This window comes from Actinomadura sp. WMMA1423 (assembly GCF_006547145.1).
Classification (GTDB): Bacteria; Actinomycetota; Actinomycetes; order Streptosporangiales; family Streptosporangiaceae; genus Spirillospora.
In genome coordinates this window covers 6,423,781-6,447,304 of the sequence record NZ_CP041244.1, presented here as the reverse complement: position 1 = coordinate 6,447,304, position 23,524 = coordinate 6,423,781, and the positions used below count along the sequence as shown (strand labels likewise).

Genomic DNA, 23,524 nt, shown 5'->3' with positions numbered 1-23,524 from the left:
CGCCGGCCGGACCGCATAAGCTGTCCCTTCGCCTTCGAGGTGCCGGGGAGGTCCCCGGCCCGACCCACGCGCGAGGAGCAGCCTGCATGTCGTCCCAGGTCAACGGGCGGCCGACCGATCACGGCGGCACGGTGAAGGATCGGGAGATCGCCGCCGAGCAGCGCTACGTCGACACCGCCTACGCGCGGTTGGAGGAGATGCGCGCGGACGCCCAGGCCATGATCCGCGAGGGCTACCGGCAGTCGCTCGCCGGCACCAAGGGCTCCCTCGTGGACCGGGACGCGATGGTCCACCAGGCGGCCCTGCGCGTCCAGGCCCTCGACATCGCCGACGACGGCCTGGTGTTCGGCCGGCTCGACCTGGCCTCCCGCGAGGTCCGCTACATCGGCCGCGTCGGCGTCCGGACCAGCGAGCACGACTCCCTCGTCATCGACTGGCGGGCGCCCGCCGCCGAGGACTTCTACCGCGCCACCCCCGAGGACCCTCGCGGCGTCGTGCGCCGCCGCGTGCTGCACTCGCGCGGCCACACCGTGGTCGACCTGGAGGACGACCTGCTCGACCCGGAGGCCTCCGAGGGGATGACCGTCGTCGGCGACGGCGCGTTCCTCGCCTCGCTCGCCCGCGCCCGCGAGGGAGCGATGCGCGACATCGTCGCGACCATCCAGCGGGAGCAGGACGAGGTGATCCGCGCGCCCGCCGACGGGACGGTCCTGGTCCGCGGCGCCCCCGGCACCGGCAAGACCGCCGTCGCGCTGCACCGCGTCGCCTACCTGCTGTTCCGGCACCGCCGCCGGTTCGGCTCGCGCGGCGTCCTCGTCGTCGGGCCGAACCGCCGCTTCACCGCCTACATCGAGCGGGTGCTGCCGTCGCTAGGCGAGGGCTCGGCGACGCTCCGCTCGCTCGGCGACCTCGTCGAGGGCGCCGCCGCGACCGTCCACGACCCGCCGGCGCTCGCCCGCGCCAAGGGCTCGGAGGCCATGGCGGCTGTGCTGCGCCGCGCCGTCGCCGACCACGCGCCCGGCGCCCCCGGGGAACTGCGCGTCGTGTTCAAGGGCGTCGTCGTGTCGCTCGACCGCGACCGCCTCGACCGGATCAGGAACGAGGTCCACCGCCGCAGCCGCGGCAGCGTGAACGCGGCGCGCGGCCGGGCCGCGGAGATGCTCCTGGACGCCCTCTGGCGCCGCTTCGGCGAGGTCGGGGGCCCCGAGGCGGCCGAGGCCGAGGAGGGCGCCGAGGCGGGCCTGTGGAACGCGATCCTCGCCGCCGACGGCCTCGCCTCCCTCGACGAGGAGCCGGCCCGCGGCGACGGCGGCGGGAACGGCGGCGGCGACCCGAAGCGCGCGCAGTTCGACGCGCGGGTCCGCGAGCAGCGCGCCTTCACCGACTTCCTCGTCGCCTGGTGGCCGATCCGGCGGCCGCTGGACGTGCTGCGCTCGCTCGGCGACCCGGCCCGGCTGCGCCGCGCCGCCGGCCGTGACCTCGACCGCGCCGACGTCGAGCCGCTCGCCGCGTCCTGGTCCGGCGGCGACGCGCCGCTCAGCTACCAGGACGTCGCCCTGCTGGACGAGATCGACGCGCTGCTCGGCTCCCCTCCCCGCCCGTCCCGCCGCCGCAAGGCCCCGTCCGAGGACGACCCGTTCGTGGTCGACGGCGTCAACATCCTCACCGGCGAGGAGGCCGTCGACGAGACGTGGGAGCCGGAGATGCAGGAGCTCACCACGTCCATCGAGCGGCTGGAGCGCTCGCGCCGGGTCGACGACGGCGTGGTCGAGGACCGCCCCGAGTACGCGCACCTCGTCGTCGACGAGGCGCAGGACCTCTCGCCCATGCAGTGGCGGATGCTCGGCCGCCGCGGCCGCCAGGCGAGCTGGACGATCGTGGAGGACCCCGCCCAGAGCGCCTGGGAGGACCTCGCCGCCGCCCGGCGCGCCATGGAGGCCGCGCTCGGCGGCGAGCGCCCCGCGTCCCGGGGCCGCCGCCGCACCCGCAAGCCGCCCCCGCCGCGCGTCCGGCACGAGTACGAGCTGACCACGAACTACCGCAACTCGACCGAGATCGCGGCGGTCTCCGCCCGCGTCCTCGCCCGCGCGCTGCCGGAGGCCCGGCCCGCCCGCGCCGTCCGCACGTCCGGGATAGAGCCGGTCGTCCGGGTCGTCCCCGAGGCCGATCTCGGCTCCGCCGCCCGCGCCGCCGTCGAGGAGGTGCTCGGCCAGGTCGAGGGCACCATCGGCCTGATCGTCCCGCTCTCCCTGGAGGAGGCCGGCGGCCAGGCCGCGCTGTTCGGCGGGCCCGCCACGGCCTGGGACGCCGCCGACCGCGACCGGCTCGGTGCGGGCCTGCCCGAACGCGTCCAGGTACTGGACGTCCTGGAGGCCAAGGGCCTGGAGTTCGACGCGGCGGTGATCGTCGCCCCCGAGACCGTGGCCGCCCAGTCCCCCCGCGGCCTGCGCGTCCTGTACGTGGCGGTCTCCCGCGCCACCCAGCACCTGACCGTCCTCACCACCGACCCGGCCTGGAGGACCACCCTCCTCACCGGCTGAGCCCGCCCGCGTCCGATCCGCGCCGGGTTAGGCTGACGCTGCCCCATCCGCACGGGTGAACGGAGACCGATGAGCGGCCGCAATCCCGCACCCAGGCGCAGCTACGCGGGCCGGTCGGCCGAGGAGCGGCGCGCGGAGCGGCGCGAACGCCTGCTGGCCGCCGGGCTGGAACTGTTCGGGACGCGCGGCTACGCGGCGACGTCCATCGAGCGGCTGTGCGCGACGGCGAGCGTGTCGACCCGCAACTTCTACGAGGAGTTCTCCGGGCGCGAGGAGCTGCTCACCACGCTGCACCGCGGCGTCAACGAACGCGCCGCCGAGGCCGTCTCCGCCGCGTACGCGCGGGCCGCGGACGCCGACTTCGCGACCCGCGTCGAGCGCGCCGTCCGCGCGTTCGTCACGGTCACCGCGAGCGACCCGCGCTGGGCCCGCATCGCGTTCGTCGAGGTGATCGGCGTCAGCGCCGGCCTGGAAGGGCACCGCTTCCGCTGGCGCGGCCAGTGGGAGGACGCGATGCTCGCCATGATCCGCGAAGCCGCCGCCCGCGGCGAGGCCGTCGACCGCGACTACCGCCTGACGATGATCGCCATCATCGGCGCCGTGAACAACCTCGTCCACCACTGGTCCGCCCGAGACCAGCACGTCCCCCTGGACGACATAACCGCCGAACTGACCCACCTCATCCTCGCCGCCGTGACAACTCCCTAGGCGACCGCCGCGGGCCGGGTGGCCGGAAGGCGCTCTATGCGCCTGGAGGTCGCCCGGCTCGTGACGGGGGGTTCCAGGGGGGTCGCTACCCCTGGGCTAGATGATCGGGGGGCGGCCGGTTCGGGTCATGCGCCAGGCGGTGCGGTAGGAGATGGGTCGGCGGGGGCCGGCGGGCTTGCGCCAGCCTTCCAGGAAGCCCTTGAACCAGGGCTTGAGGGCGCTCGGCTTGCGCTCGCGGAGGAGGGTCATGCCGACCCAGACGGCCAGGTAGGTGAGCGCCAGCGGCCACGGAAGGTTGCGGCGGGCCAGCCAGACGCGGTTGCGGGCGTTGTAGCGGTAGAACATCGCGTGGCGCGTCGGCAGGACGGCGGGGTGGAACATCACCGCGGAGGCGTCGTAGACGATGCGGTAGCCCGCGTTGAGGATCTGCCAGGCGAGGTCGGTCTCCTCGTGGGCGTAGAAGAAGTCCTCCGGGAGGCCGCCGCCGGCGTCGAACGCGGCGCGGCGTATCGCGCAGGCGCCGCCGAGGAACGTGGTGGCCGCGGACGAGCGCTCAGGGTCTCCCGCGCGCAGCCGCGGGACGTGCCGGCGCTCGCCGCGCCCGCCCTCGGGGTCGCGGACGCGGAAGGAGACGACGCCGAGGTCGGGTTCGGCGGAGAAGCGGTCGCGCAGGTGGGCGGCGAGGCGGGGCGAGCGGTACCAGCCGTCGTCGTCCAGGAACAGGATGACGTCGCCGCAGGACGCCTCGACGCCCCGGTTGCGGCCGCCGGGGATGCCGAGGTTCTTCGGCAGGCTGAGGGTCCTGACGCGCTCGTCGTCGAACGGGGGCGCGCCCGCCGCCGCGCCGACGGGGTCGACGCCGTTGCCGACGAGGACGACCTCGACCTCGACGTGCTCCTGCTCCAGGGCGCTGCGGACGGCGCGGGCCAGTTCCTCGGGCCGGTTGCCCATGGTGAGGACGACGACGGACAGTTTCACTTCAGCCTCCGGGAGGCCAGGATGCTGACCAGGTGGAGCAGCGTCTGCACGACGGCGACGGCGGCGACGGCGACCATCAGGACGCGGACCGCGACGGGGTCGTCCGCGCCGGTGAGCCTGTCGATCACGGCGGCGGCGAGGATCAGCAGCGACAGCTCGACCGCGCCGATGATGCGGTGGAAGCGCAGCATGGACGCCGCCTGCCGGGCGAGCGCGATGCCGGTGGAGCGGGGGCGCAGCGCGCGGTCGCCGCCGGTCGGGTCGGCGGGCAGCCCGGACTTGGCGCGGGCGACGACGACGTTGTCGGTCTCCGCCTTGATCAGCGCGGCGCCGAGGGCGGCGAGCAGGCCGAGCTCGACCCAGCCGCCGTTCTCCCAGCCGCCCTGCGCCATGAAGCCGAGGCCGGCGAGCAGCGACACCTCCGACAGGTAGTGGCCGATCCGGTCGAGGAACACCCCGGCGACCGACGTCTGCCTCAGGTAGCGGGCGACCTCGCCGTCGACGCAGTCGAGCAGCAGGTAGACCTGGATGAGGAACGCGCCGGCGAGCGCCGTCCACAGCGGGTCGGCGGGCAGCGACACCGCGACGCCCGCGAGGACGCCGCTGGCCATCATCAGGTAGGTGAGCTGGTTGGGGCTGAACCCGAGGCGCAGCGAGATCCACGCGAAGTACGGGGACAGGTCGCGCATGTAGAGGCGGCCGGCCCAGTGCTCCTCGTTGCGCCGGTCCTTCAGGCCGGGCGGCTGGCCGTAACGGCGGATGTCGGCGACCTTCGCGCCCTTGCGGTGCGGCCGGTGGTCGCCGCCGGGCGGCTCCGGGGAGCCGGGAGGCCCGGCGCCCGGCTCGGGGGAGCCGGGGGGCCGCGTGGAAGGGTTCTGCCCGGACAGCTCAGCCTCCATGGGCCTGGACATACTCGTGCACCGCCTTGCGCGTCTCGTCCTCGTCGAGGCCGAGGTGTTCCAAGATCGTATAGCGGCCGGGCCGGGTCTGCGGGGCGTACCGCACCGCCTCCGCGAACTGCTCGGGGGACAGCCCGATGTCGGCCGGGAACCGGGGCAGTCCGTGCCGCCCGAGGCAGTCGAGGATCTCTTCGAGCCGCTCCTGCCCCGCGCCGAGCCGGGTGGCGCGCAGGTGGTAGCAGAAAGCGGCGCCGATCCCGGCCAGCTCGCCGTGGTTGGCCGTGTCGGGGAAGAGCGCGTCGATGGCGTGCAGGATCTCGTGGTCGCCGCCGGACGCCGGGCGGGAGTCGCCCGCGAACGCCATCGCCATCCCCGACAGCACGAGGCCCTCGGCGAGGACGGTCAGGAACCGGTCCGAGTCGACCGAGCCGGGCTGGTGCAGCAGGGCCTCGGCGGCGGTGCGGGCCACGGTGAGCGCCATCCGGTCGACGCGCTCGCCGCACTCCTCGGCGGCGAGGAGCCAGTCCTCCACGGCGGAGAAGTTGCTCACGACGTCGCCGATCCCGGCGCGGACGAGCCGGTCGGGCGCGGCGTGCACGTAGTCGAGGTCGACGATCATCGCCAGCGGCATCACGACCCCGAAGGAGCCCTTGCCCTTGTCGTGGACGAGGGAGGCGACCGGCGAGCAGATGCCGTCGTGCGACAGGTTCGTGGCGACCGACACCATCGGGATGCCCGACAGGGTCGCGGCGTACTTGGTGGCGTCGATCGTCCGTCCGCCGCCGATGCCGACGACCGCCTCGTAGGACCCGGCGCGCAGCCGGGAGCCGAGGCTGACCGCCGCGTCCACGGTGCCGCCCTCGACGTGGAACACCTCGCAGGCCGACAGGGACGGCCGGACGTGCTCGGCGATCTGGTCGCCCTGGCCGGGGCCGACGGCGATCGCGACGCGTCCCTCGGTGACGATCCTCCCGTCGGCGAGCAGTTCGCCGAGGGAGGCCACGGCTCCCCGCCGGACGTCGATGGAGAGCGGCGCGTTCAGCATCCGCGTCAGCAGGGGCATGGGCCTCCTCGCCTCTTGCCTTGCGTGCGGTCAGTTCGTGCGGTGCGTGCTGCCGGTCCGGGCCGTCAGTAGCCCTTGGCGATCCGGCGGGCCTTCTCGAGGTCGTCGTGGTTGTCGACCTCGACCCAGTCGACCTCGCCGATCGGCGCGACGCCGATGCGGCCGCCGCGGTTCACGAGCTCCTGGTAGCCGTCCTCGTAGTAGAGGTCGGGGTCGCGCTCCCAGGTGGCCTTGAGCGCGTCGGCCAGCGGCCCGGCGGCGGCGGGCTCGATCAGGGTGGCGCCGATGTACTCGCCGTTCGCGGTGGCGGGGTCCATGAGCTTGGTGATGGTCTTCAGGTGGCCCTCGCCGTCGAGGATCACCTTCATCTCCTCGTCGGCCAGAGTTTTCACGTCGTCCACCGCGAGGAGGATGTCAGGTCCGCGGTTCGCCAATAGTGTCTTCTCGACGCTCACCGGATGGACCGTGTCGCCGTTGACCATGAGGACGCCCTTGGTGAAGTACTGACGAGCGAGCCACATGGAGTAGGCGTTGTTCCACTCCTCGGCCTTGTCGTTGTGGACGAGCGTCAGCGACACGCCGTACCGCTCCTCAAGGGCGGCCTTGCGGTCGTGCACGGCGTCCGCGCAGTAGCCGACCACGATGACGACGTCGGTCAACCCGACCTCGGCGAGGTTGCCGAGGGCGATGTCGAGGATGGTGGTCTCGCCGTCCACGGGGACCAGGGCCTTGGGGAGGGTGTCGGTGTACGGCCGCAGCCTCCGGCCCGCGCCCGCCGCCAGCACCATGCCGATCATGCTTTCTTCTCCCTTTCGCCGTGGGGTCCGTCCCCCACACCCTCGGACATTCTCTTCGTCAGGTCGACCATCACTCCGCCGGCGCGGCCGTACCGGGCCCACGTGGCGGCGCTCTCGCCGCCGGACAACACGCCAAGGTAGGCGGCCAGCGCCGCGTACGCGAACGGAAGCGGCGCGAGCAGCCCCGCGAGGGCCGTGAACAGCATCCGGCCCTCCCAGCCGAGCCCGGCCAGGCGGACCCACCGCGGCGGCCGGCGCCCCTGGCGGGTGCGGTAGGCGGCGTCGTAGTGGTGGAGCGCGAGAACCGTGAGCAGCACGTAGACGAGCGGCGCCGGAACTGCCCGCGCATCCCCCAGCACGGCGAGGTAACCATACTCGATCCCGCGCAGAATGGGCGGAACCAGCCAGTCCAGGCGCCCGATGTGCGGGTCGTCGGACCCGGGCCCGGCCAGCAGCAGCACCACGAGCGGGACGAGCACCGCCGGCTCGGATCCGATCCGCGTGCCGGGATGCGGGCCCGCCGCGAGCAGGACGCCCGCCGCGGCCGCCGCGAGGACGGCGAACGGCAGCGGCGGGAGCCGTCCGCCGGCCGTGCGCCCGAGGGCGCGCGACAGCGGGCCGTCGTCGCGGTACACCCGCACCGCCGTCATGGCGAGAGCGACCTCGTCACCCGCCCGGCCAGGGTCGACGCGCCCGCGGCCGACCCCCACGCGAGCAGAGCGGCGAACGTCAGCCGCGCGTCGGCGAGCGCCGCGGTGACCGAGATCAGCGCGAACCGCTCGCCGAGCGGCAGCCGCAGGCTCTTCGCCGCCCGCCGGCCGACCCCGTCCTGCCGGGACGGGCCCCGCCGGGACGGACGCGAACGGCGCACGGGCCTGCTCGCCGAGTACGAGGCCGAGACCGTGTGGCGGACGGCAAGCAGCGCGGCCGCGCCCACCGCGAGCCACCACGCGTCCTGTCCGGCGGCCGCTCCGGCCGCACCGGCGCCGGCCGCCAGGCCCGCGTAGACCGCGAGCTCCTTGACCCGGTCGAGGACAGCGTCGGGCCTGACGGCGAACGGGCTCGCGCGGCGGCCGAGGACCGCGCCGGCCTGCCCGAGGACGAGCGAGGCGGCCAGCAGCAGCGCCCCGGCGACGAGGCCGTGGCGCTCGCCGCCGGAGAACCACACCGCGGCCAGGCCCGCGAGCGCGAGCGAGGACGCCGACACGGCTCCGGCGGTGAACCCGCGCTCGTCGGCCCACCGGACGACGAGCGCGGCGCAGGGACCGGTCACGTAGCCGGCGACGAGGCCCTCGCCGGGCTCGGCGCGCCCGCGCGGCAGCGCGCTCTCGTCGTCAAGGGCGTCCACTGCGTCCACGGTGGCGGCCTCTCGTTCCGGGCGGGTGACCGCGGGCTGGTCCGGTACGTTGAGCGTGACCGGCCGCTCACGGGCGGGCGCCTGAGCCATCGGTGCCTCCGGGCCGGTCGCAGAAGCAGGGCAAGTGCAAAGCGTAGTGGCTTCACTACTCGGAGTCAGGAAGTTCCGGAGAGAGATGGCGACGCGGACGGTTGCGGTGGTGCTCGCCGGCGGGGTCGGCGAGCGCATGGGCGCCGGGCGCCCCAAACAGCTCGTGGAGGTCGGCGGGCGGCCGATCCTGGCGCACGCGATCCGCGCCTTCGACGCGCATCCGGGGATCGGCGAGGTCGTGGTGGTGATGGCGGCCGGGCACCTGCGCGAGGCCGCCGCGATCGCCGCGCCGTTCCGCAAGACGGCGGCGGTGATCGAGGGCGGCGCGACCCGGACCGCGTCCACGGTGGCGGCGCTGCGCCTGCTGGAGGACCGCCCGGACGACGTCCGCGTCCTGTTCCACGACGCGGCCCGCCCGTTCGTCGACCCGCCGGTCATCGACCGGGTCCTGGACGCGCTGGACGCCTGCGAGGCCGTCGCGGTCGGCGTGCCCTCGTCCGACACGATCGTGGTGGTCGAGGACGGGACGGTCGCCTCGATGCCGCCGCGCGGGACGCTGAGCCGGTTCCAGACGCCGCAGGGGTTCCGGCTCGGCACGATCCGCAAGGCCTACGAGCTGGCCCTCGCCGACCCGGACCTGCGCGCCACCGACGACTGCGGGATCGTGCACCGCTACCTGCCGGACGTCCCGATCCGGGTCGTCGCGGGCAGCGAGCGCAACCTCAAGGTCACCCAGCCGCTCGACGCCGTCATCGCCGAACATCTCGCCAGCGAGGAAGCACCTTGATCTTCGAGAACACCCCCACCGTCATCGGCCACCGCGGCCTCGGCTCGGGCGAGATCGTCCCGCCCGGCGCGCGCGAGGCCGTGGCCGAGAACACGCTGCCCTCGATGCTCGCCGCGGTCGAGGCGGGCCTGTCCTGGGTCGAGATCGACGTCACGCGGACCGCGGACGACGTCCTCGTGCTGCGGCACGACCCGACGACCGTGGACGGCGACCACCTGGTCGACCTGCCCGCGACCGCGAGCGGCCTGCCGCGGCTCACCGAGATCTTCGAAGCGCTGCCGCCCGAGGTGGCGGTGGACGTGGACGTGAAGACCGTCCTGGAGGACGCGCTGGACGAGCCGTCCCGCCGCACCGGCGCGCTGCTGGCGCCGGTGCTGAGGCGGGAGGCGGAGCGGCGCAGGCTGCTCGTCACCTCGTTCGACCCGTCGCTGCTGATGTTCCTGCGGGAGGAGGTCCCCGGCGTCCCGCTCGGGCTGCTGACGTGGCTGCGGTTCCCGCTGTGGCACGCCGTCCCGGCCGCGGCGGGCCTCGGGATGGACGTCGTCGCCGTGCACACCGGGTCGTGCGGCGTCGAGCACCCCGACACCCGGCTGCGGCCGCTGGAGCACTGCGTCGACATCGCGCACAAGGCGGGCCTGGAGGCGATCGCCTGGTGCCCGTCCGCCGAGGCCGCTCCGACGTACGCGGAGGCCGGGTTCGACGCGATGGTGGTCAACGACGTCCCCGGCGTTCTCGCGGCCGTCCAGGCACCGGCGCCCGCGTCCGACGCCCCCGCCTGACGCCCCCGCCGGGCCGCGGTGTGTCAGCTCGGGCGGTTGCCGCCGTACATCTGCGTCCACTCGCCCGGCGGGTCGTCGTCGTCCGAGCCGCTCTCGGCCGGCGGGTCGGACCGCCTGTCCTCGGCGGGCCGGGCCGGCGGCAGCGGAGGCGGGTTGTGCGAAGCGGGCGGCTGCCCGGCGGGCTGGGCGGGCGGCGGACCGTACTGCTGCGGGGCCTGCCACGGCGGAGCCTGCCCCGGCGCGGGATGCGGCTGCGGCGCCCCCATGTGGGACGGAGCGCCGTGCATGGGCGGCGGGCCCATCGGGGCGGGCGGCGGGCCGCCGAACGACGGCGCGGCTGCGGCCGTCTTCCGGGACTTCCACCGCGAGGGCGCGAGCGAGGCGACCAGGAGCGCGACGCCCAGCAACAGGAAGACCCCGTAGGGGCCGAGCGTCGTGTAGCCGAGATAGAGCTTGCGGCCCAGCAGGTCGCGCCCGGCGTGCTCGACCGCGAAGCGCGGCGACGCGACCCAGAGGAGGCCCACCGCCGCGTAGACGGCCCCCGGGATGAGGGATGCGAGCGGCGAGACGCGCGATCCGGCGACCAGGCCGACCAGCACGGCCGCCGCCAGGATCACCGCGGCGCCGACCCAGCGGTCCGCACCGCCCTGGGTGATGAAGTACCGGTAGTACTCCATGAACTTGGTCGCGCCGTACATCAGGCACAACGCGATCACGGGTGTCACCACCAGCCCGATCAGCACCCCGAAGCCGTGGCGTGCTCCGTTGGACATGGCCACCTCCGAACAGCGGCAGGCAGGATCCCGCCAAACCTAACGGTCGGACGTGTCCGGCACCACGGGGGTTCGGGGGTGATCGGGTTTTTCTGGCCCGCTACTGAATGGATTCGCCCGGTTTGACCGGCGCGGGCTGGCCGAGCCGCGGCGGGCTGGTCAGGAACCCGACGCCCCAGGTCACGTGCATGGTGGCGAACACGAGCGGGAGCCGGATCCAGGCGGCGAGCGGCAGCCCGCGCCCCTCCACGGCGGCACCGGCGATCATCGCGACGGCGTACCCGCCGGGCAGGATCCAGCCCGGCCAGAAGCCGAACAGGCCCGCGACCACGCCCGCCGCCATCGCCACGACGGCGATCGGCGGGGCGAGGTAGCGCAGGTTCAGCGTGCCCTGGTGCTCGCGCCCCACGACGCGCCGCCAGCGTCCGGTGTGGAAGTACTGCTTGGCGAGGGCCCGCAGGTTGGGCCGGGGCCGGTAGGTGACGCGCATCCGGGGGGTGAAGTAGATCCGGCCGCCGGACTGCCGGATGCGGTGGTTCATCTCCCAGTCCTGCGCGCGGGTGAACGTCTCGTCGTAGCCGCCGACGCGCTCGAGCGCGCTGCGGCGGAACGTGCCGAGGTAGACGGTCTCCACCTCGCCCGCCTCACCGCCGGTGTGGAAGCGGGCGTTGCCGACCCCGAGCTTGGAGGTCATCGCGCGCGCCACGGCCTTCTCGAACGGGGTGACGCCCTCGGCCGCCATGATCCCGCCGACGTTGTCGGCGCCGGTGTCCTCCATGGTCTCGACGGCGGCGCGCACGTAGTCGGCGGGCAGCAGCGAGTGCCCGTCCACCCGGACGATGATCGAGTACTGCGAGGCCTTGATCGCGATGTTGAGGCCCTGCGGGGTGCGCCCCGTCGGGTTCGCGACGACGATGACGCGCGGGTCCTCGGCGGCGAGCCGGCGGGCGATCTCCTCGGTGCGGTCCCGGGACGGCCCGATCGCGAGCACGAGTTCGAGCTCGCCCGGGTAGTCCTGGCTGAGGATGCGGCGCACCGCGTCGGTGAGGTGGCGCTCCTCGTTGAGGACCGGCATCACCACCGAGACGGCGGGCCACGTGCGCTGACCGGAGTCGGGAAGGGGCTTCACGGCGTAGCGGGTTTCCTGGTTCATGGCGCGCTGGGCATGGGGAGACGGATTCATGTGGGCTCGCGGGCGCACCCGTCCGGCGGACCGGAGTGAGGCGCCCCTTCCTCTCTCTTGCTCGCTTGTCTGGACGCAGCCCACGCCACCCAGGTTCGCGTGCGGGCCGCCGGGGTGTGGTCAAGACGGCGCCACGTTACTGCAAGGACACGAGGTCCAGGTAGCGAACGGACGGGTGTCCCCCACTTTAGAGTGGTGTGGACTCGCGTCAGCACGTGATCATCGGGAGGCGGCGGCCGGCATGGCAGACGGGCACGACTCGGGCCGCGGCGACGCGGACCCCCTGGAGCGCTATTTCCGGCCTCGTCCCGGCGCCCACGCGGCCGACGACGACGGCGACATCGAGGGCGTGACCATCGAGGGGATGCCCGCGCCGCGCGTCCCGGTGGAGAGCCCGCGCGGGCCGCGCCGGCCGGGCCGGGGGCTGAGCCCGCGGGCCGCGGTGAGCGCGCGGCGGCAGAAGCGCTTCCTCACCCTGACCGGGACGGCGTCGGCGTTCGTCCTGCTGACCTCCGGCGGCGCGTGGGCGTTCCAGAACTACGTCACGGGCATGATCGACAAGGTCTCGGTCGGCGGCCTCGGCAAGGGCAAGGACGCGCCGAAGGGCGCGATGACGATCCTGGTGGCGGGCGTCGACCGCCGCGAGGGCCTGACGAAGGAGCAGCAGAAGGCCGCCAAGCTCGGGCACGAGGCGGGCGAGCGCTCCGACACGATGATGCTGGTGCACGTGTCCCGCGACCACGACAGCGTGTCGGTGGTCAGCCTCCCCCGCGACTCCTACGTGACGATCCCCGCGCACCGGTCGAACGGGTCGGAGGGCGCCAAGGGGGAGCGCGTCCCGGCCCGTCCGGGCAAGCTCACCTGGGCCTACCAGTTCGGGGGGCCCGACCTCACCGTCAGCACCATCAAGCAGGCGACCGGCGTCTCCATCGACCACTACGTCGAGGTGAACTTCTACGGGTTCGTGCGCATGGTGGACGCGATCGGCGGCGTGGACGTCTGCACCGAGCAGGCCATCGACGACAAGAAGAGCGGCCTGCGGCTCCCGGCCGGGAAGTCGCACGTGGACGGCCTGAAGGGGCTCGCGTTCGCCCGCGCCCGCTACTCGCTGACCGGCGGCAGCGACCTCGGCCGCATCGACCGGCAGCAGCAGTTCATCGCGGCGATGATGAAGCAGGCGCTGTCGACGAAGACGCTGGGCGACCCGGTCAAGTCCACGAAGTTCCTTAACGCCTCGCTGAAGTCGCTGCGCGTCGACGAGAAGCTCGCCGACGACCTGCCCGGTCTCGCCGACCAGATGAAGAACCTGTCGACCGACGACCTCACGTTCGCGAAGGTGCCGCTGTCGAACCCCGACTACAACACCGTGCTGTGGAACGCGCCGACCCCGCAGTCGACCGTCCAGTGGGACCAGCACAAGGCGCGCGACCTGTTCACCCGGCTGCGGCGCGACCAGCAGCTGACGCAGCAGACCCCGAAGCCGAGCGCCACGCCGACGAAGAAGGCGGAGGACGAGTTGACCGTGCCTCCGGAGGACATCTCCGTCCGCGTCCTCAACGCGATCGGCACGAAGGGCCTCGCGACCAAGGCGGGCGGCCAGCTCCGCAAGGCGGGCTTCAAGGTGACCGTCGCGCCGGGCGTGGCGCGGCGCGGGCAGCAGACGACCCAGATCCTGTACGGGCCGAAACGGGAGGACTCGGCCAAGACCCTCGCCGCCGCGCTCCCGGACGCCAAGCTCAAGAAGGTCTCCTCGCTCGGCTCGCAGATCCAGGTGATGGTCGGCGCGGACTGGGACGGCGCCGACTGGGCCGGCGTGAAGGACGTCGAGGTGAAGGGGTCCCCGAGCGCGTCGCCGTCGCCGGGCTCCGCGATCGAGACCGGCACGGCCACCCAGAAGCTCTGCGGCTGAGCGGCCGCCGCTCTCGGCGCCACCCCGGCCTTCTAGAATATTCTTCTAGTCGCGAACCGGGAGGGATCAGCATGGACGAGGACGTGCCGGCCGGGGCCTTCTACGAGCCGCTCGGCGGCGGGCGGTTCGCCGGCACGCCGGCGACGGCGGGTCCATGGTCGCCGGGGCTCCAGCACGGGGGGCCCGTGTCGGCCCTCATCGGGCGGGCCTTCGAGCGGCACGACCCGGTCCCCGGCACCCGCGTGGCGCGGTTGACCGTCGAGATCCTCAGCCCCGTGCCCGTGGCCGAACTGGAGGTCGCCGTGCGCATGGTCCGGCCCGGGAGGAGGGTCGCCTTCCTCGAAGGGGAGATCACGCACGAGGGGCGGACCGTCGTCCGCGCCGGCGCCTGGCGGATCATGGCGGCGCCCGCGCACCTGGAGCCCGTCGTGCACGCCCCGGCGGCCCCGGCCCTCCCCGACGCGCCGCGGCCGTTCGGCGAGTGGCCGGGCGTCCACATGGACGGGTACCTGTCCGCGATGGAGTGGCGGCTCGTCCGCGGCGCCTTCGGCGAGCCCGGCCCGGGGACGGTCTGGGCCCGGTCGCGGATCCCCCTGGTGGCGGGCGAGGCCGACACCCCGCTCGTCCGCGCGCTGACGCTCGCCGACAGCGCGTCCGGCGTCGGCAGCCAGCTCGACCTGTCCAAGTGGCTGATCATCAACACCGACGTGACCGTCGCGCTGCACCGCGACCCCGTCGGCGAGTGGCTGTGCCTCGCCGCCTCGCTGGACGCCGCCCCGGGCGGCAGCGCGCTCTGCCGGGGAACGCTCGCCGACCGCTCCGGCGAGTTCGGCGGCGTCCTGCAGACCCTCCTGGTGGACGAGCACCCTCCGGGCTGAGCCCCCTGCGAGACGACCTGATCGTCACTCTAAGTGATCACTCTGCTACAGTGAGCAGCGCCCGGGCGACAGTGAACACGGTTCCCACCTCGTCAGGAGTGCAGAGAATGTCCACAAGGATTCCCGGCCTGCTCACCGCGACCGCCGCGATCTCGGTCGCGTTCACCGGCGCCGCCGCCGCGAGCGCCCCGAGCGCCGCGCCGCCGCCGGTACCGGCGCCGCCGAGCGCGAACGGCCTGCTCGCCCCGTACCCGTCGTCCGGGACGAGCCCTTCGTTCGGCATGAACCCGGGGTCGGACCCGGCGGCGGACGCGAACGCGGCTCCCCGGCCCAAGGCCGACCCGAAGCCGGCGGAGCCCGAGCCGGGCGCGGCGGCCCCGAAGGCCGAGCCGCCGAAGGACAGGCCGCAGGCCGAGGACGGCACCGACCTGAAGGCCTGCGAGGACGCGAAGTGCCAGGTCGAGATCAGGGACGGTCAGACGATCACGTTCGACCGCAGGTTCGGGATCTCCGCGCTGCAGGTCGGCATCGACGGCAGCCGGGTGACCTTCACCGCCCGCGGCCGCATCGGCAGGACGACCGCCACGCTCGACACGTCCTCGCCCATCACCAGCGCGACCTTCAACGGCGTCACGCTGCGCCCGCACCGGGCCGAGAACGGTGCCGTCATCCTCGACATCTCCAACAACGGTGCTGCCGACAAGGCGGCCGGGGCGAGCAACGGCACCGTCTCGTCCGGCTCGCAGCACGCCTGAGCCGTCCCACGACTGAGCCGTCCCACGACTGAGCCGTCCCACGACGACGAGCCGCCCGCCTCGGCGAGGCGCCCGGACGCACGAGCCGCGAGCGAGGGGGCGGGCCGCACGGCCCGCCCCCTCGGCCGTCGCGCGCGCCGCCCGAGGAGCCGGTTACTTCAGGAGCTGGCGGGCCATGACCATGCGCTGGATCTGGTTGGTGCCCTCGTAGATCTGGGTGATCTTGGCGTCGCGCATCATCCGCTCCACCGGGAACTCGCGGGTGTAGCCGTACCCGCCCAGCAACTGCACCGCATCAGTGGTCACGTCCATCGCCACATCCGAGGCCAGCGCCTTGCACGCCGAGGACACCAGCGTCAGATCCGCCACCCTCTCACCGGCCATCGCCCGCTCGGACTTGATCGCCGCGTGATAGGTCAGCTGCCGCGCCCCCTCCAACCGCATCGCCATGTCGGCCAGCATGAACTGCACACCCTGGAAATCAGCGATCGCCTTGCCGAACTGCCGCCGCTGCTTGACATACCCCACCGCGAAGTCCAGCGCCCCCTGCGCGATCCCCAACGCCTGCGCCGCGATCGTGATCCGCGTATGGTCCAGCGTCGCCAGCGCCGTCTTGAACCCCGTCCCCTCGGCCCCGATCATCCGATCCGCCGGCACCCGCACCCCCTCCAAGAGCACCTGCCGGGTCGGCGACCCCTTGATCCCCAGCTTGCGCTCCTTGGGCCCGAACGAGACCCCCGCATCCAGCTCGGAATCCACCACGAACGCCGAGATCCCCCGCGCCCCCGCACCCGGCTCGGTCACCGCCATCACCGTGTAGTACCGCGACACCCCCGCATTGGTGATCCACATCTTGGCGCCGTCCAGCACCCAGTGATCCCCATCACGCACCGCACGCGTGCGCATCCCCGCCGCATCCGACCCCGCATCCGCCTCCGACAACGCATAGGAGAACATCGCCTCCCCCCGCGCCACCGGCCCCAGGAACCGCTCCTTCAACCCCGCCGAACCCGCCAGCAGCACCGGCACCGTCCCCAGCTTGTTCACCGCCGGGATCAACGACGACGACGCGCACACCCGCGCGACCTCCTCGATCACGATCACCGTCGCCAGCGCATCGGCCCCCGCACCCCCGTACGATTCGGGCACGTGCACCGCCTGCAGACCATTGGACACCAACGCGTCCAACGCCTCCTGCGGGAACCGCGACTCCTCGTCCACCTCCGCCGCGAAAGGAGCGATCTTGGCCTCGGCCAGCTCACGCACCGTCACCCGCAGCAGCTCATGCTCCTCCGACGGCGCGTACGTGGGAAAGTCATCACTCATGCCGCAGATGCTACCGGCCAGTAGCCAGTGGCGGCCGAGGCAGGTACCCGCCCGCGGCGGGCATGTGGTCAGGGCCGCTCGCCGGCCAGAGCCAACGGAGAGGAGCAGGCCTTGTCCCAACGGCTGACGGTCATCGGAACCGGTTACCTCGGTGCCACCCACGCGGCGTGCATGGCCGACCTGGGCTTCGAGGTCCTGGGGCTCGACGTGGACGCGGAGAAGATCTCGCGGCTCTCGGCCGGCGACCTGCCCGTCTACGAGCCGGGCCTCGAACCCGTGCTGCGCAGGGGGCTGGAGACGGGCCGGCTGCGCTTCACCACGTCCTACGAGGAGGTCGCGGAGTTCGGCGACGTCCACTTCCTGTGCGTGGGGACCCCGCAGAAGGCCGGGGAGTACGCCGCCGACCTGACCTACGTCGACGACGCGATCGCCTCCCTGGCGCCGCTGCTGAAGCGGCCCTGCCTGGTCGTGGGCAAGTCGACCGTGCCGGTCGGCACCGCCGCGCGCCTCGGCGAGGCGCTCGCCAAGGCGGCCCCGGTGGGCGACGACGCCGTGCTCGCGTGGAACCCCGAGTTCCTGCGGGAGGGCTTCGCCGTCCAGGACACCCTGCACCCCGACCGGATCGTGGCCGGGCTGCCCACCGAGCCGGGAGCCGCCGAGCACGCCGAGAAGGTGCTCCGCGAGGTCTACCGGACGATGATCGCCGAGGGGACGCCCTTCATCACGGCCGACTTCCCCACCGCCGAGCTGGTCAAGGTGTCGGCGAACGCGTTCCTCGCCACCAAGATCTCGTTCATCAACGCGATGGCCGAGGTGTGCGAGGCCGCGCACGCGGACGTGACGAAGCTCTCGGAGGCGCTGTCCTACGACGACCGGATCGGCGGGAAGTTCCTGGGCCCCGGGCTCGGTTTCGGCGGCGGCTGCCTGCCCAAGGACATCCGGGCGTTCATGGCCCGGGCGGGCGAGCTCGGCGCCGACCAGGCGCTGACCTTCCTGCGCGAGGTCGACGAGATCAACATCCGGCGCCGGATCCGGATGGTGGACCTCGCCCGGCAGCTCCTCGGCGGCTCCTTCGCCGGGCGGACGGTCGGCGTGCTCGGAGCGGCGTTCAAGCCGAACTCCGACGACGTCCGCGACTCCCCCGCGCTGGACGTGGCGGCCTCCATCCGCGCCCAGGGCGCCAGGGTGACCGTGTACGACCCTCAGGCCATGCGGAACGCGCGCCGCGCCCACCCGACGCTGGAGTACGGCGACTCGGCGATGCACGCCGTCCAGGACGCGCACGCCGTCCTGCTGCTGACCGAGTGGGCCGAGTTCCGGGACATGGACCCGGCCACCGTCGCCAAGGCCGTGGCCGAGCGCAACATCGTGGACGGGCGCAACGCGCTCGACCCCGAGCGGTGGCGCGCGGCCGGGTGGAACTACCGCGCCCTGGGGCGCCCCTGACGCGGAACTAAAGCGCCCGTGGGCGGTGTTGTGCCGGGCATGAGCGCTGACTTCGCCGACCCGGACGTGATCCGCCGCCTGCTGGACGAGTCGAGGACGTGGGCCTTCGTCGGGCTCGGGGACGCGCCGTCACGGGAGGTGTACAACCAGGCGCGGCTGATGCAGCGGCGCGGGAAGCGGATCATTCCCGTGCACCCGGAGGCGCGGGAGGTGCTCGGCGAGAAGGGCTACGCCTCCCTCGCCGACGTCCCGGCCGCCGCCGGGGTGGACGTGGTGGGCGTCTACCGCCGCGCCGAGCACGCCGGGCAGGCGGTGGACGAGGCGATCGCGGCGGGGGCGAAGGCGGTGTGGCTGCCGCTCCAGGTGATCGACGAGGCGGCCGCGCGGCGCGCCAGGGACGCCGGGCTCGACGTCGTCATGGACCGCTGCCCCGCCGTGGAGTGGTCCCTGCGGCACTGACGGCGCGGCCCTGAGCGGCCCTCAGAGGCGCTCTCGCAGGCGGGCGCCCTTCGCCTTGGCCTGACCGTAGAGGTCCTGCTGGAACACCGTCATCTTGGCTCGCAGGTCCTCGTCGGAGGCGGCCAGGATCCGGACGGCCAGCAGCCCGGCGTTGCGGGCCGCGCCGACCGCGACCGTCGCGACCGGGACGCCCGCGGGCATCTGGACGATCGAGAGCAGCGAGTCCATGCCGTCCAGGTACTTCAGCGGGACGGGCACGCCGATCACCGGCAGCGGCGTCACCGAGGCCAGCATGCCCGGCAGGTGCGCGGCGCCGCCCGCCCCCGCGATGATCACCCGGAGGCCGCGGGCCGCCGCGTCCTCCCCGTAGGCGATCATGTCGTGCGGCATGCGGTGCGCGGACACCACGTCGGCCTCGTAGGGGACGCCGAACTCCTCCAGCGCGCCGGCCGCCGCCTCCATCACGGGCCAGTCCGAGTCGCTGCCCATCACCACGCCGACGACCGGGGCGTTCACGCGTGCCTCCCTTAGAACTCGATCACTGGTGTCACCGCGCCCGGCCCGCCGCTGGGAACGGTCCGTCACTGGGCGCGGTCCTTCATGGCGGGGCCCCACCGCAGGTAGTCGGCGGCGTGCCGGGCGCGCTCGCGGACCTCGGCGAGGTCGTCGCCGAGCGCCGTCACGTGCCCGATCTTGCGTCCCGGGCGGGACTCCTTGCCGTACATGTGCACCTTGACGCCCGGGTCGTGGGCCATCACGTGGACGTAGCGGGGGTAGACCTCCGGGTCGTCGCCCCCGAGCACGTTGGCCATGACGGTGTACCGGGCGGTGGGCTCGGTGGAGCCCAGCGGCAGGTCGAGGACGGCCCGCAGGTGCTGCTCGAACTGCGAGGTCCGGGCGCCCTCGATCGTCCAGTGCCCGGAGTTGTGCGGACGCATGGCGAGCTCGTTGACCAGGAGCCCGCCCTCGGTCTCGAACAGCTCGACGGCGAGGAGGCCCACGACGCCCAGCTCGTCGGCGACGCGGAGGGCGAGGGCCTGCGCCTCGACGGCCAGATCCTCGGGCAGGCCGGGCGCGGGCGAGATCACCTCGGTGCAGATCCCGCCCTCCTGGACGGTCTCCACGATCGGGTACGCGGCGCCCTGCCCGTACGGGGAGCGCGCGACGAGCGCGGCCAGCTCGCGCCTGAAGGGGACGTGCTCCTCCACCAGCAGGTCGACGCCCTCGGCCTGGAGCCGGTCGGCGACGCGGGCCTCCTCCGGGTCGCGGGCGATCCAGACGCCCTTGCCGTCGTAGCCGCCGCGCGTGGACTTCAGCACCAGCGGCCAGCCGTGCTCGCGGCCGAACGCCTCCAGGAACGCCGCGGGCTCGGGCGACGGGACGGGCGCGTAGGCGGGGCAGGGGACGCCGAGACCGCTCAGCCGCTCGCGCATGACCAGCTTGTCCTGGGCGTGGGCGAGGGCGGCGGACCCGGGCCGGCAGGGGACGCCGGAGGCCTCCAGCTTCTGGATGTGCGGCCCCGGGACGTGCTCGTGGTCGAAGGTGACCGCGTCGCAGCCCTTGGCGAAGGCCAGAAGGTCGTCGAGGGCGCGGTCGTTGCCGACCCGCACGTCCGAGACCGCTCTGGCCGCCGAGTCGTCCCGGGACCCGGCGAGCACGCGCAGCGACACGCCGAGCGCGATCGCGGCCTGCTGGGTCATCCGGGCGAGCTGCCCCCCGCCCGCCATCCCGACCACGGGCATCTCATCGACCTTCACGTCGAAAGGCTATCGGGCGTACGGCATGAACGAATCACGCGCCGCCCGCGTCGAAGCCCGTGTGGGGACCCCGGCAATGGGCACGCAACAATGGTCACGGAACGGGGGGTGGGTTGTGAAACGTTCATGTTCCGGCGTCCCGGGGGCCACGGGCGTCTATCCTCGTGATGCCTCAGCCCCAGAAGACAGCGCAAGCGCGGAAGGACGGTTCCCCTTCGTGAGCCTGGTCGCCAGAGTCCACCGGCGGTTCGCGCACCTCGTGCGCGAGCTGGCCCAGTTCGGCAGCGTGGGCGCCATCGCGTTCGTGATCACTTTCGCGATCGGCAACGGCCTGCACACCGGCATGGGGGTCGGGCCGCTCACCTCCAACGGCGTCGCCACCGTGATCGCGACGACGTTCTCCTACCTGGCGAACCGCTACTGGACGTTCCGGCACCGCGACCGCACCGGGCTCGGCCGCGAGTACGTGCTGTTCTTCGCGCTGAACGGCGTCGGACTGGTGATCACCGAGCTGTTCATCGGCTTCTCGCACTACGTCCTCGGCCTCGACGGCGCCGTGTTCTACAACCTCGCGCTGGTCGTCGGCACCGGCGTGGCGACGCTGTTCCGCTTCTGGTCGTACAAGAAGTGGGTGTTCCTGCCCGCGAGCGCCCCGCCCGTCGACCCGGCGTCCGGGCTGCCCGAGGCTCCCGCCGACGAGCCCGCGGACGAGCCCGCCGCCGAGCCCGGCGCGCAGGGCCCCGGCGCCACCCGCGCGCCGGAGGGCGGCCCCGCCCCGGCGCCCCGGCTCCTGCACTCCCTCGACCGCGCCGCCGAGGACTACGCCGAGATCTGAGCCCCCGCCGCCCGGCGTCCCCGCCGCCCGGCGTCCCCGCCGCCCGGCGGCCCCGCGGCTCGGCCCCGCGACCGCGCGGAGCGCGTCAGGCGGGGCCCATGACCACGCGTTCGGCCGCCAGGCGGACCTCGGCCGCCTGGCGCAGGAAGACCCCGAAGACCGCGGGTCTGGAGTGGAGCAGTTCCAGCCGCCCGCCGTCCACCACCGCCAGCGAGCGGGCGAGGTAGAGCCCGAGGCCCGTCCCGCGGCCGCCGGAGACGCTGCGCTCGAAGATGCGGGGCTCCAGCCCCGCCGGGATGCCCTCCCCCTCGTCGCCGACCTCGACCACCACCGAGCTCGCGCCCGGCTTGGTGTGGATGGTCACGGTTCCGGCGCCGTGCACCAGGGAGTTCTCCAGGAGCGTGGCGACGATCTGGGAGAAGCCCTCGGGGTGGGTCATGCCGACGAGGCCCTGCTCGCCGATGATCCGCACGTCCCGTCCGGCCTTGCGGAAGCTCGGCCGCCACTCCTCCACCTGCTGGGCGATGATCTCGTCGATCGGGGACGGGACGGCGCCGCCGGTCCGGTCGTGCCGGGCGCGGGCGAGCAGCTGCTCGACGACCGCGACGAGCCGTTCGGCCTGCGCGACCGCCGCCGCGCCCTCCTCCCGGACGACGTCGGGGTACTCGGCCGCCTCGATCATCTCCTCCAGCCGCATGGACAGCGCGGTCAGCGGCGTGCGGAGCTGGTGGCTGGCGTCGGCGGCGAACTCGCGGCTGGCGACCAGCAGGTCGGTGATGCGGACGGCGCTGCGGTCCAGCACCTCGGCGACCCGGTCGACCTCGGGGATGCCGTAGCGGCGCGGGCGCGGGCGGGCGTTTCCGCTGCCGAGCCGGTCGGCGGTCTCGGCGAGGTCGACCAGCGGCAGCGTCAGCTTGCGGGCCTGCACCATCGCCAGCCCCACCGTGACGGCCACGCAGAGCAGGGCCAGGCTGCCGACCAGCAGGAGCAGCCGGAGCGCGGCGTCGCGGACCTGCGCCTCCGGGCGCGACACGCGCACCCTGACCCGGCCGTGCGTCGCCGTCGCCGCCAGGACGCGCCCGCGCGCGAGCGGCCCGGCGGTCACCGTCCGGCCGTCCGGCAGCGTGATCGCGACGTGCCGGCCCGGGTACTCGCGGGCGAGGACCGTGCCGGTGACGGGCTGGTGCGCCTCCAGGCTGTACCCGACCCCGCCGGCGATGGAGGACGCCTCCCGGTCGAGCGACCGGCCGGCCTCCTCGTACACGAGCTTGTGGGCGGCGTAGGCGAGGGGTATGCCGAGCAGGAGCAGCGCGACCACCGCCACCGCGAGCGTCGACAGGAGCAGTCGGCGCCTCATGGGGGCTCCTTCGAGGGTGGGGCCGCGGACCGTGCGGCACCGGCCCCGGGGGCCTCTCGGGAAGGCCCCCGGCGTCCCGCACGACCGCGGCGGCCGGTGCTAGTCGCCGCGTTCGAACCGGAAGCCGACGCCCCGCACCGTGGTGATGTAGCGGGGACTGCCGGCGTCGTCGCCGAGCTTGCGGCGCAGCCAGGAAATATGCATGTCGAGGGTCTTCGTGGAACCCCACCAGTTGGTGTCCCACACCTCGCGCATGATCTGTTCGCGGGTCACGACCTTGCCCGCGTCGCGCACGAGGACGCGCAGCAGGTCGAACTCCTTCGTGGTCAGCTGGAGCTCCTGCTCGCCCATCCAGGCGCGGCGCGACTCGGCGTCGATCCGCACCCCCTGGACGATCGGGGTCTCGGTGCTGCCCCGGCGCAGCAGTGCGCGCACCCGCGCGAGCAGCTCGGCCAGGCGGAACGGCTTGGTCACGTAGTCGTCGGCGCCCGCGTCCAGCCCGACGACGGTGTCGACCTCGTCGGCCCGGGCGGTCAGGATCAGGATGGGCACGCCGTGCCCCTCGGCCCGCACCCGGCGGGCCACCTCAAGGCCGTCCAGCTCGGGAAGGCCGAGATCCAGGACGATCAGGTCCACGCCGCCCCCGAGCGCCCGCTCCAGCGCCTGTGGGCCGTCGGGGCTGACTTCGACGGTGTACCCCTCGCGCCGCAGCGCGCGGGCGAGAGGCTCGGAGATGGACGTGTCGTCCTCGGCGAGCAGTACTGAGGTCATGAACCGATCGTATGACCAATCTTGACCATTGCCCGGCTCCCGCCGCGCTCTTGACCTGCGGTTTGCCACTCGTAGTA

Annotated in this window: 23 protein-coding genes; 10 read left to right on the top strand and 13 right to left on the bottom strand. The window is 73.7% G+C overall.

What is annotated here, in order from left to right:
- Window positions 1–86: 86 nt before the first annotated feature.
- Together FKD65_RS29885 and FKD65_RS29880 are read left to right on the top strand one after the other, a co-directional pair.
- Window positions 87–2,540: an ATP-binding domain-containing protein gene (locus tag FKD65_RS29885; RefSeq protein ID WP_141581052.1), complete on the top strand. Its 2,454-nt coding sequence runs from the start codon at window positions 87–89 to the stop codon at window positions 2,538–2,540.
- 69 nt (window positions 2,541–2,609) lie between these two features.
- Complete coding sequence (locus FKD65_RS29880; RefSeq protein WP_141581050.1) at window positions 2,610–3,248, top strand: TetR/AcrR family transcriptional regulator; 639 nt, start codon at window positions 2,610–2,612, stop codon at window positions 3,246–3,248.
- Between the two features lie 96 nt (window positions 3,249–3,344).
- Here FKD65_RS29880 and FKD65_RS29875 read toward each other — a convergent pair whose 3' ends face one another.
- The 6 genes from FKD65_RS29875 to FKD65_RS46700 form a co-directional block, all read right to left on the bottom strand.
- Window positions 3,345–4,226 carry a glycosyltransferase family 2 protein gene (locus tag FKD65_RS29875; RefSeq protein ID WP_141581048.1) on the bottom strand — a complete coding sequence of 294 codons (882 nt, stop codon included), beginning with the start codon at window positions 4,224–4,226 and terminating at the stop codon, window positions 3,345–3,347.
- A complete protein-coding gene (locus tag FKD65_RS29870) occupies window positions 4,223–5,125 on the bottom strand; it encodes a CDP-alcohol phosphatidyltransferase family protein (RefSeq protein WP_141581046.1) in 903 nt (300 codons plus the stop codon). The genes FKD65_RS29875 and FKD65_RS29870 overlap by 4 nt, the downstream gene beginning before the upstream one ends.
- Entirely contained in the window at window positions 5,115–6,170 is a 1,056-nt protein-coding gene (locus FKD65_RS29865) for an iron-containing alcohol dehydrogenase family protein (protein WP_168221447.1), read from the bottom strand. Before FKD65_RS29865 ends, FKD65_RS29870 begins: the two co-directional genes overlap by 11 nt.
- 83 nt (window positions 6,171–6,253) lie before the next feature.
- Window positions 6,254–6,985, bottom strand: a complete 732-nt coding sequence (locus tag FKD65_RS29860) for a sugar phosphate nucleotidyltransferase (RefSeq protein ID WP_141581042.1) — start codon at window positions 6,983–6,985, stop codon at window positions 6,254–6,256.
- Window positions 6,982–7,635 carry a DUF5941 domain-containing protein gene (locus FKD65_RS46705; protein ID WP_141581040.1) on the bottom strand — a complete coding sequence of 218 codons (654 nt, stop codon included), beginning with the start codon at window positions 7,633–7,635 and terminating at the stop codon, window positions 6,982–6,984. The genes FKD65_RS29860 and FKD65_RS46705 overlap by 4 nt, the downstream gene beginning before the upstream one ends.
- Complete coding sequence (locus FKD65_RS46700; protein WP_141581038.1) at window positions 7,632–8,432, bottom strand: DUF5941 domain-containing protein; 801 nt, start codon at window positions 8,430–8,432, stop codon at window positions 7,632–7,634. The genes FKD65_RS46705 and FKD65_RS46700 overlap by 4 nt, the downstream gene beginning before the upstream one ends.
- Before the next feature lie 85 nt (window positions 8,433–8,517).
- On the opposite strand from FKD65_RS46700, the gene ispD reads away from it, so the two are divergent.
- Together ispD and FKD65_RS29840 are read left to right on the top strand one after the other, a co-directional pair.
- Complete coding sequence (gene ispD, locus FKD65_RS29845) at window positions 8,518–9,219, top strand: 2-C-methyl-D-erythritol 4-phosphate cytidylyltransferase (RefSeq protein ID WP_141581036.1); 702 nt, start codon at window positions 8,518–8,520, stop codon at window positions 9,217–9,219.
- Window positions 9,216–9,998, top strand: coding sequence for a glycerophosphodiester phosphodiesterase (locus FKD65_RS29840; protein WP_141581034.1), 783 nt, complete (start codon window positions 9,216–9,218; stop codon window positions 9,996–9,998). The genes ispD and FKD65_RS29840 overlap by 4 nt, the downstream gene beginning before the upstream one ends.
- 23 nt (window positions 9,999–10,021) lie before the next feature.
- On the opposite strand, the gene FKD65_RS29835 is transcribed toward FKD65_RS29840, so the two are convergent.
- Together FKD65_RS29835 and FKD65_RS29830 are read right to left on the bottom strand one after the other, a co-directional pair.
- On the bottom strand, window positions 10,022–10,771 hold the full coding sequence (locus FKD65_RS29835; RefSeq protein ID WP_141581032.1) for a hypothetical protein: 750 nt from the start codon (window positions 10,769–10,771) through the stop codon (window positions 10,022–10,024).
- Between the two features lie 100 nt (window positions 10,772–10,871).
- The gene (locus FKD65_RS29830; protein ID WP_141581030.1) at window positions 10,872–11,924 is read right to left on the bottom strand and encodes a glycosyltransferase family 2 protein; all 1,053 of its coding nucleotides are present in this window, start codon (window positions 11,922–11,924) and stop codon (window positions 10,872–10,874) included.
- 271 nt (window positions 11,925–12,195) lie between these two features.
- Between FKD65_RS29830 and FKD65_RS29825 the strand changes: the two genes are divergently transcribed.
- The 3 genes from FKD65_RS29825 (at window position 12,196) to FKD65_RS29815 (ending at window position 15,496) form a co-directional block, all read left to right on the top strand.
- Window positions 12,196–13,863 (top strand): LCP family protein, encoded by a 1,668-nt coding sequence (locus FKD65_RS29825; RefSeq protein ID WP_141581027.1) that lies wholly within the window; start codon window positions 12,196–12,198, stop codon window positions 13,861–13,863.
- Window positions 13,864–13,934: 71 nt separating this feature from the next.
- The gene (locus FKD65_RS29820; protein ID WP_141581025.1) at window positions 13,935–14,741 is read left to right on the top strand and encodes a thioesterase family protein; all 807 of its coding nucleotides are present in this window, start codon (window positions 13,935–13,937) and stop codon (window positions 14,739–14,741) included.
- Window positions 14,742–14,848: 107 nt separating this feature from the next.
- The gene (locus FKD65_RS29815; RefSeq protein ID WP_141581023.1) at window positions 14,849–15,496 is read left to right on the top strand and encodes a hypothetical protein; all 648 of its coding nucleotides are present in this window, start codon (window positions 14,849–14,851) and stop codon (window positions 15,494–15,496) included.
- Window positions 15,497–15,649: 153 nt separating this feature from the next.
- Here FKD65_RS29815 and FKD65_RS29810 read toward each other — a convergent pair whose 3' ends face one another.
- Window positions 15,650–16,822, bottom strand: coding sequence for an acyl-CoA dehydrogenase family protein (locus tag FKD65_RS29810; RefSeq protein ID WP_141581021.1), 1,173 nt, complete (start codon window positions 16,820–16,822; stop codon window positions 15,650–15,652).
- A gap of 111 nt (window positions 16,823–16,933) precedes the next feature.
- Between FKD65_RS29810 and FKD65_RS29805 the strand changes: the two genes are divergently transcribed.
- On the top strand, window positions 16,934–18,268 hold the full coding sequence (locus FKD65_RS29805; protein ID WP_141581018.1) for a UDP-glucose/GDP-mannose dehydrogenase family protein: 1,335 nt from the start codon (window positions 16,934–16,936) through the stop codon (window positions 18,266–18,268).
- A gap of 39 nt (window positions 18,269–18,307) precedes the next feature.
- Window positions 18,308–18,727, top strand: coding sequence for a CoA-binding protein (locus tag FKD65_RS29800; protein ID WP_141581016.1), 420 nt, complete (start codon window positions 18,308–18,310; stop codon window positions 18,725–18,727).
- 21 nt (window positions 18,728–18,748) lie between these two features.
- On the opposite strand, the gene purE is transcribed toward FKD65_RS29800, so the two are convergent.
- Entirely contained in the window at window positions 18,749–19,216 is a 468-nt protein-coding gene (gene purE, locus FKD65_RS29795) for a 5-(carboxyamino)imidazole ribonucleotide mutase (RefSeq protein WP_141587163.1), read from the bottom strand.
- A 92-nt stretch (window positions 19,217–19,308) separates the two neighbouring features.
- On the bottom strand, window positions 19,309–20,469 hold the full coding sequence (locus FKD65_RS29790; protein WP_141587162.1) for a 5-(carboxyamino)imidazole ribonucleotide synthase: 1,161 nt from the start codon (window positions 20,467–20,469) through the stop codon (window positions 19,309–19,311).
- A 232-nt stretch (window positions 20,470–20,701) separates the two neighbouring features.
- Between FKD65_RS29790 and FKD65_RS29785 the strand changes: the two genes are divergently transcribed.
- Window positions 20,702–21,319, top strand: a complete 618-nt coding sequence (locus FKD65_RS29785; protein ID WP_240809664.1) for a GtrA family protein — start codon at window positions 20,702–20,704, stop codon at window positions 21,317–21,319.
- Between the two features lie 85 nt (window positions 21,320–21,404).
- Here FKD65_RS29785 and FKD65_RS29780 read toward each other — a convergent pair whose 3' ends face one another.
- Both FKD65_RS29780 and FKD65_RS29775 read right to left on the bottom strand, forming a co-directional pair.
- On the bottom strand, window positions 21,405–22,676 hold the full coding sequence (locus tag FKD65_RS29780) for an ATP-binding protein (protein WP_141581014.1): 1,272 nt from the start codon (window positions 22,674–22,676) through the stop codon (window positions 21,405–21,407).
- Between the two features lie 99 nt (window positions 22,677–22,775).
- Window positions 22,776–23,447 (bottom strand): response regulator transcription factor, encoded by a 672-nt coding sequence (locus FKD65_RS29775; RefSeq protein WP_026402549.1) that lies wholly within the window; start codon window positions 23,445–23,447, stop codon window positions 22,776–22,778.
- Window positions 23,448–23,524 lie beyond the last annotated feature (77 nt).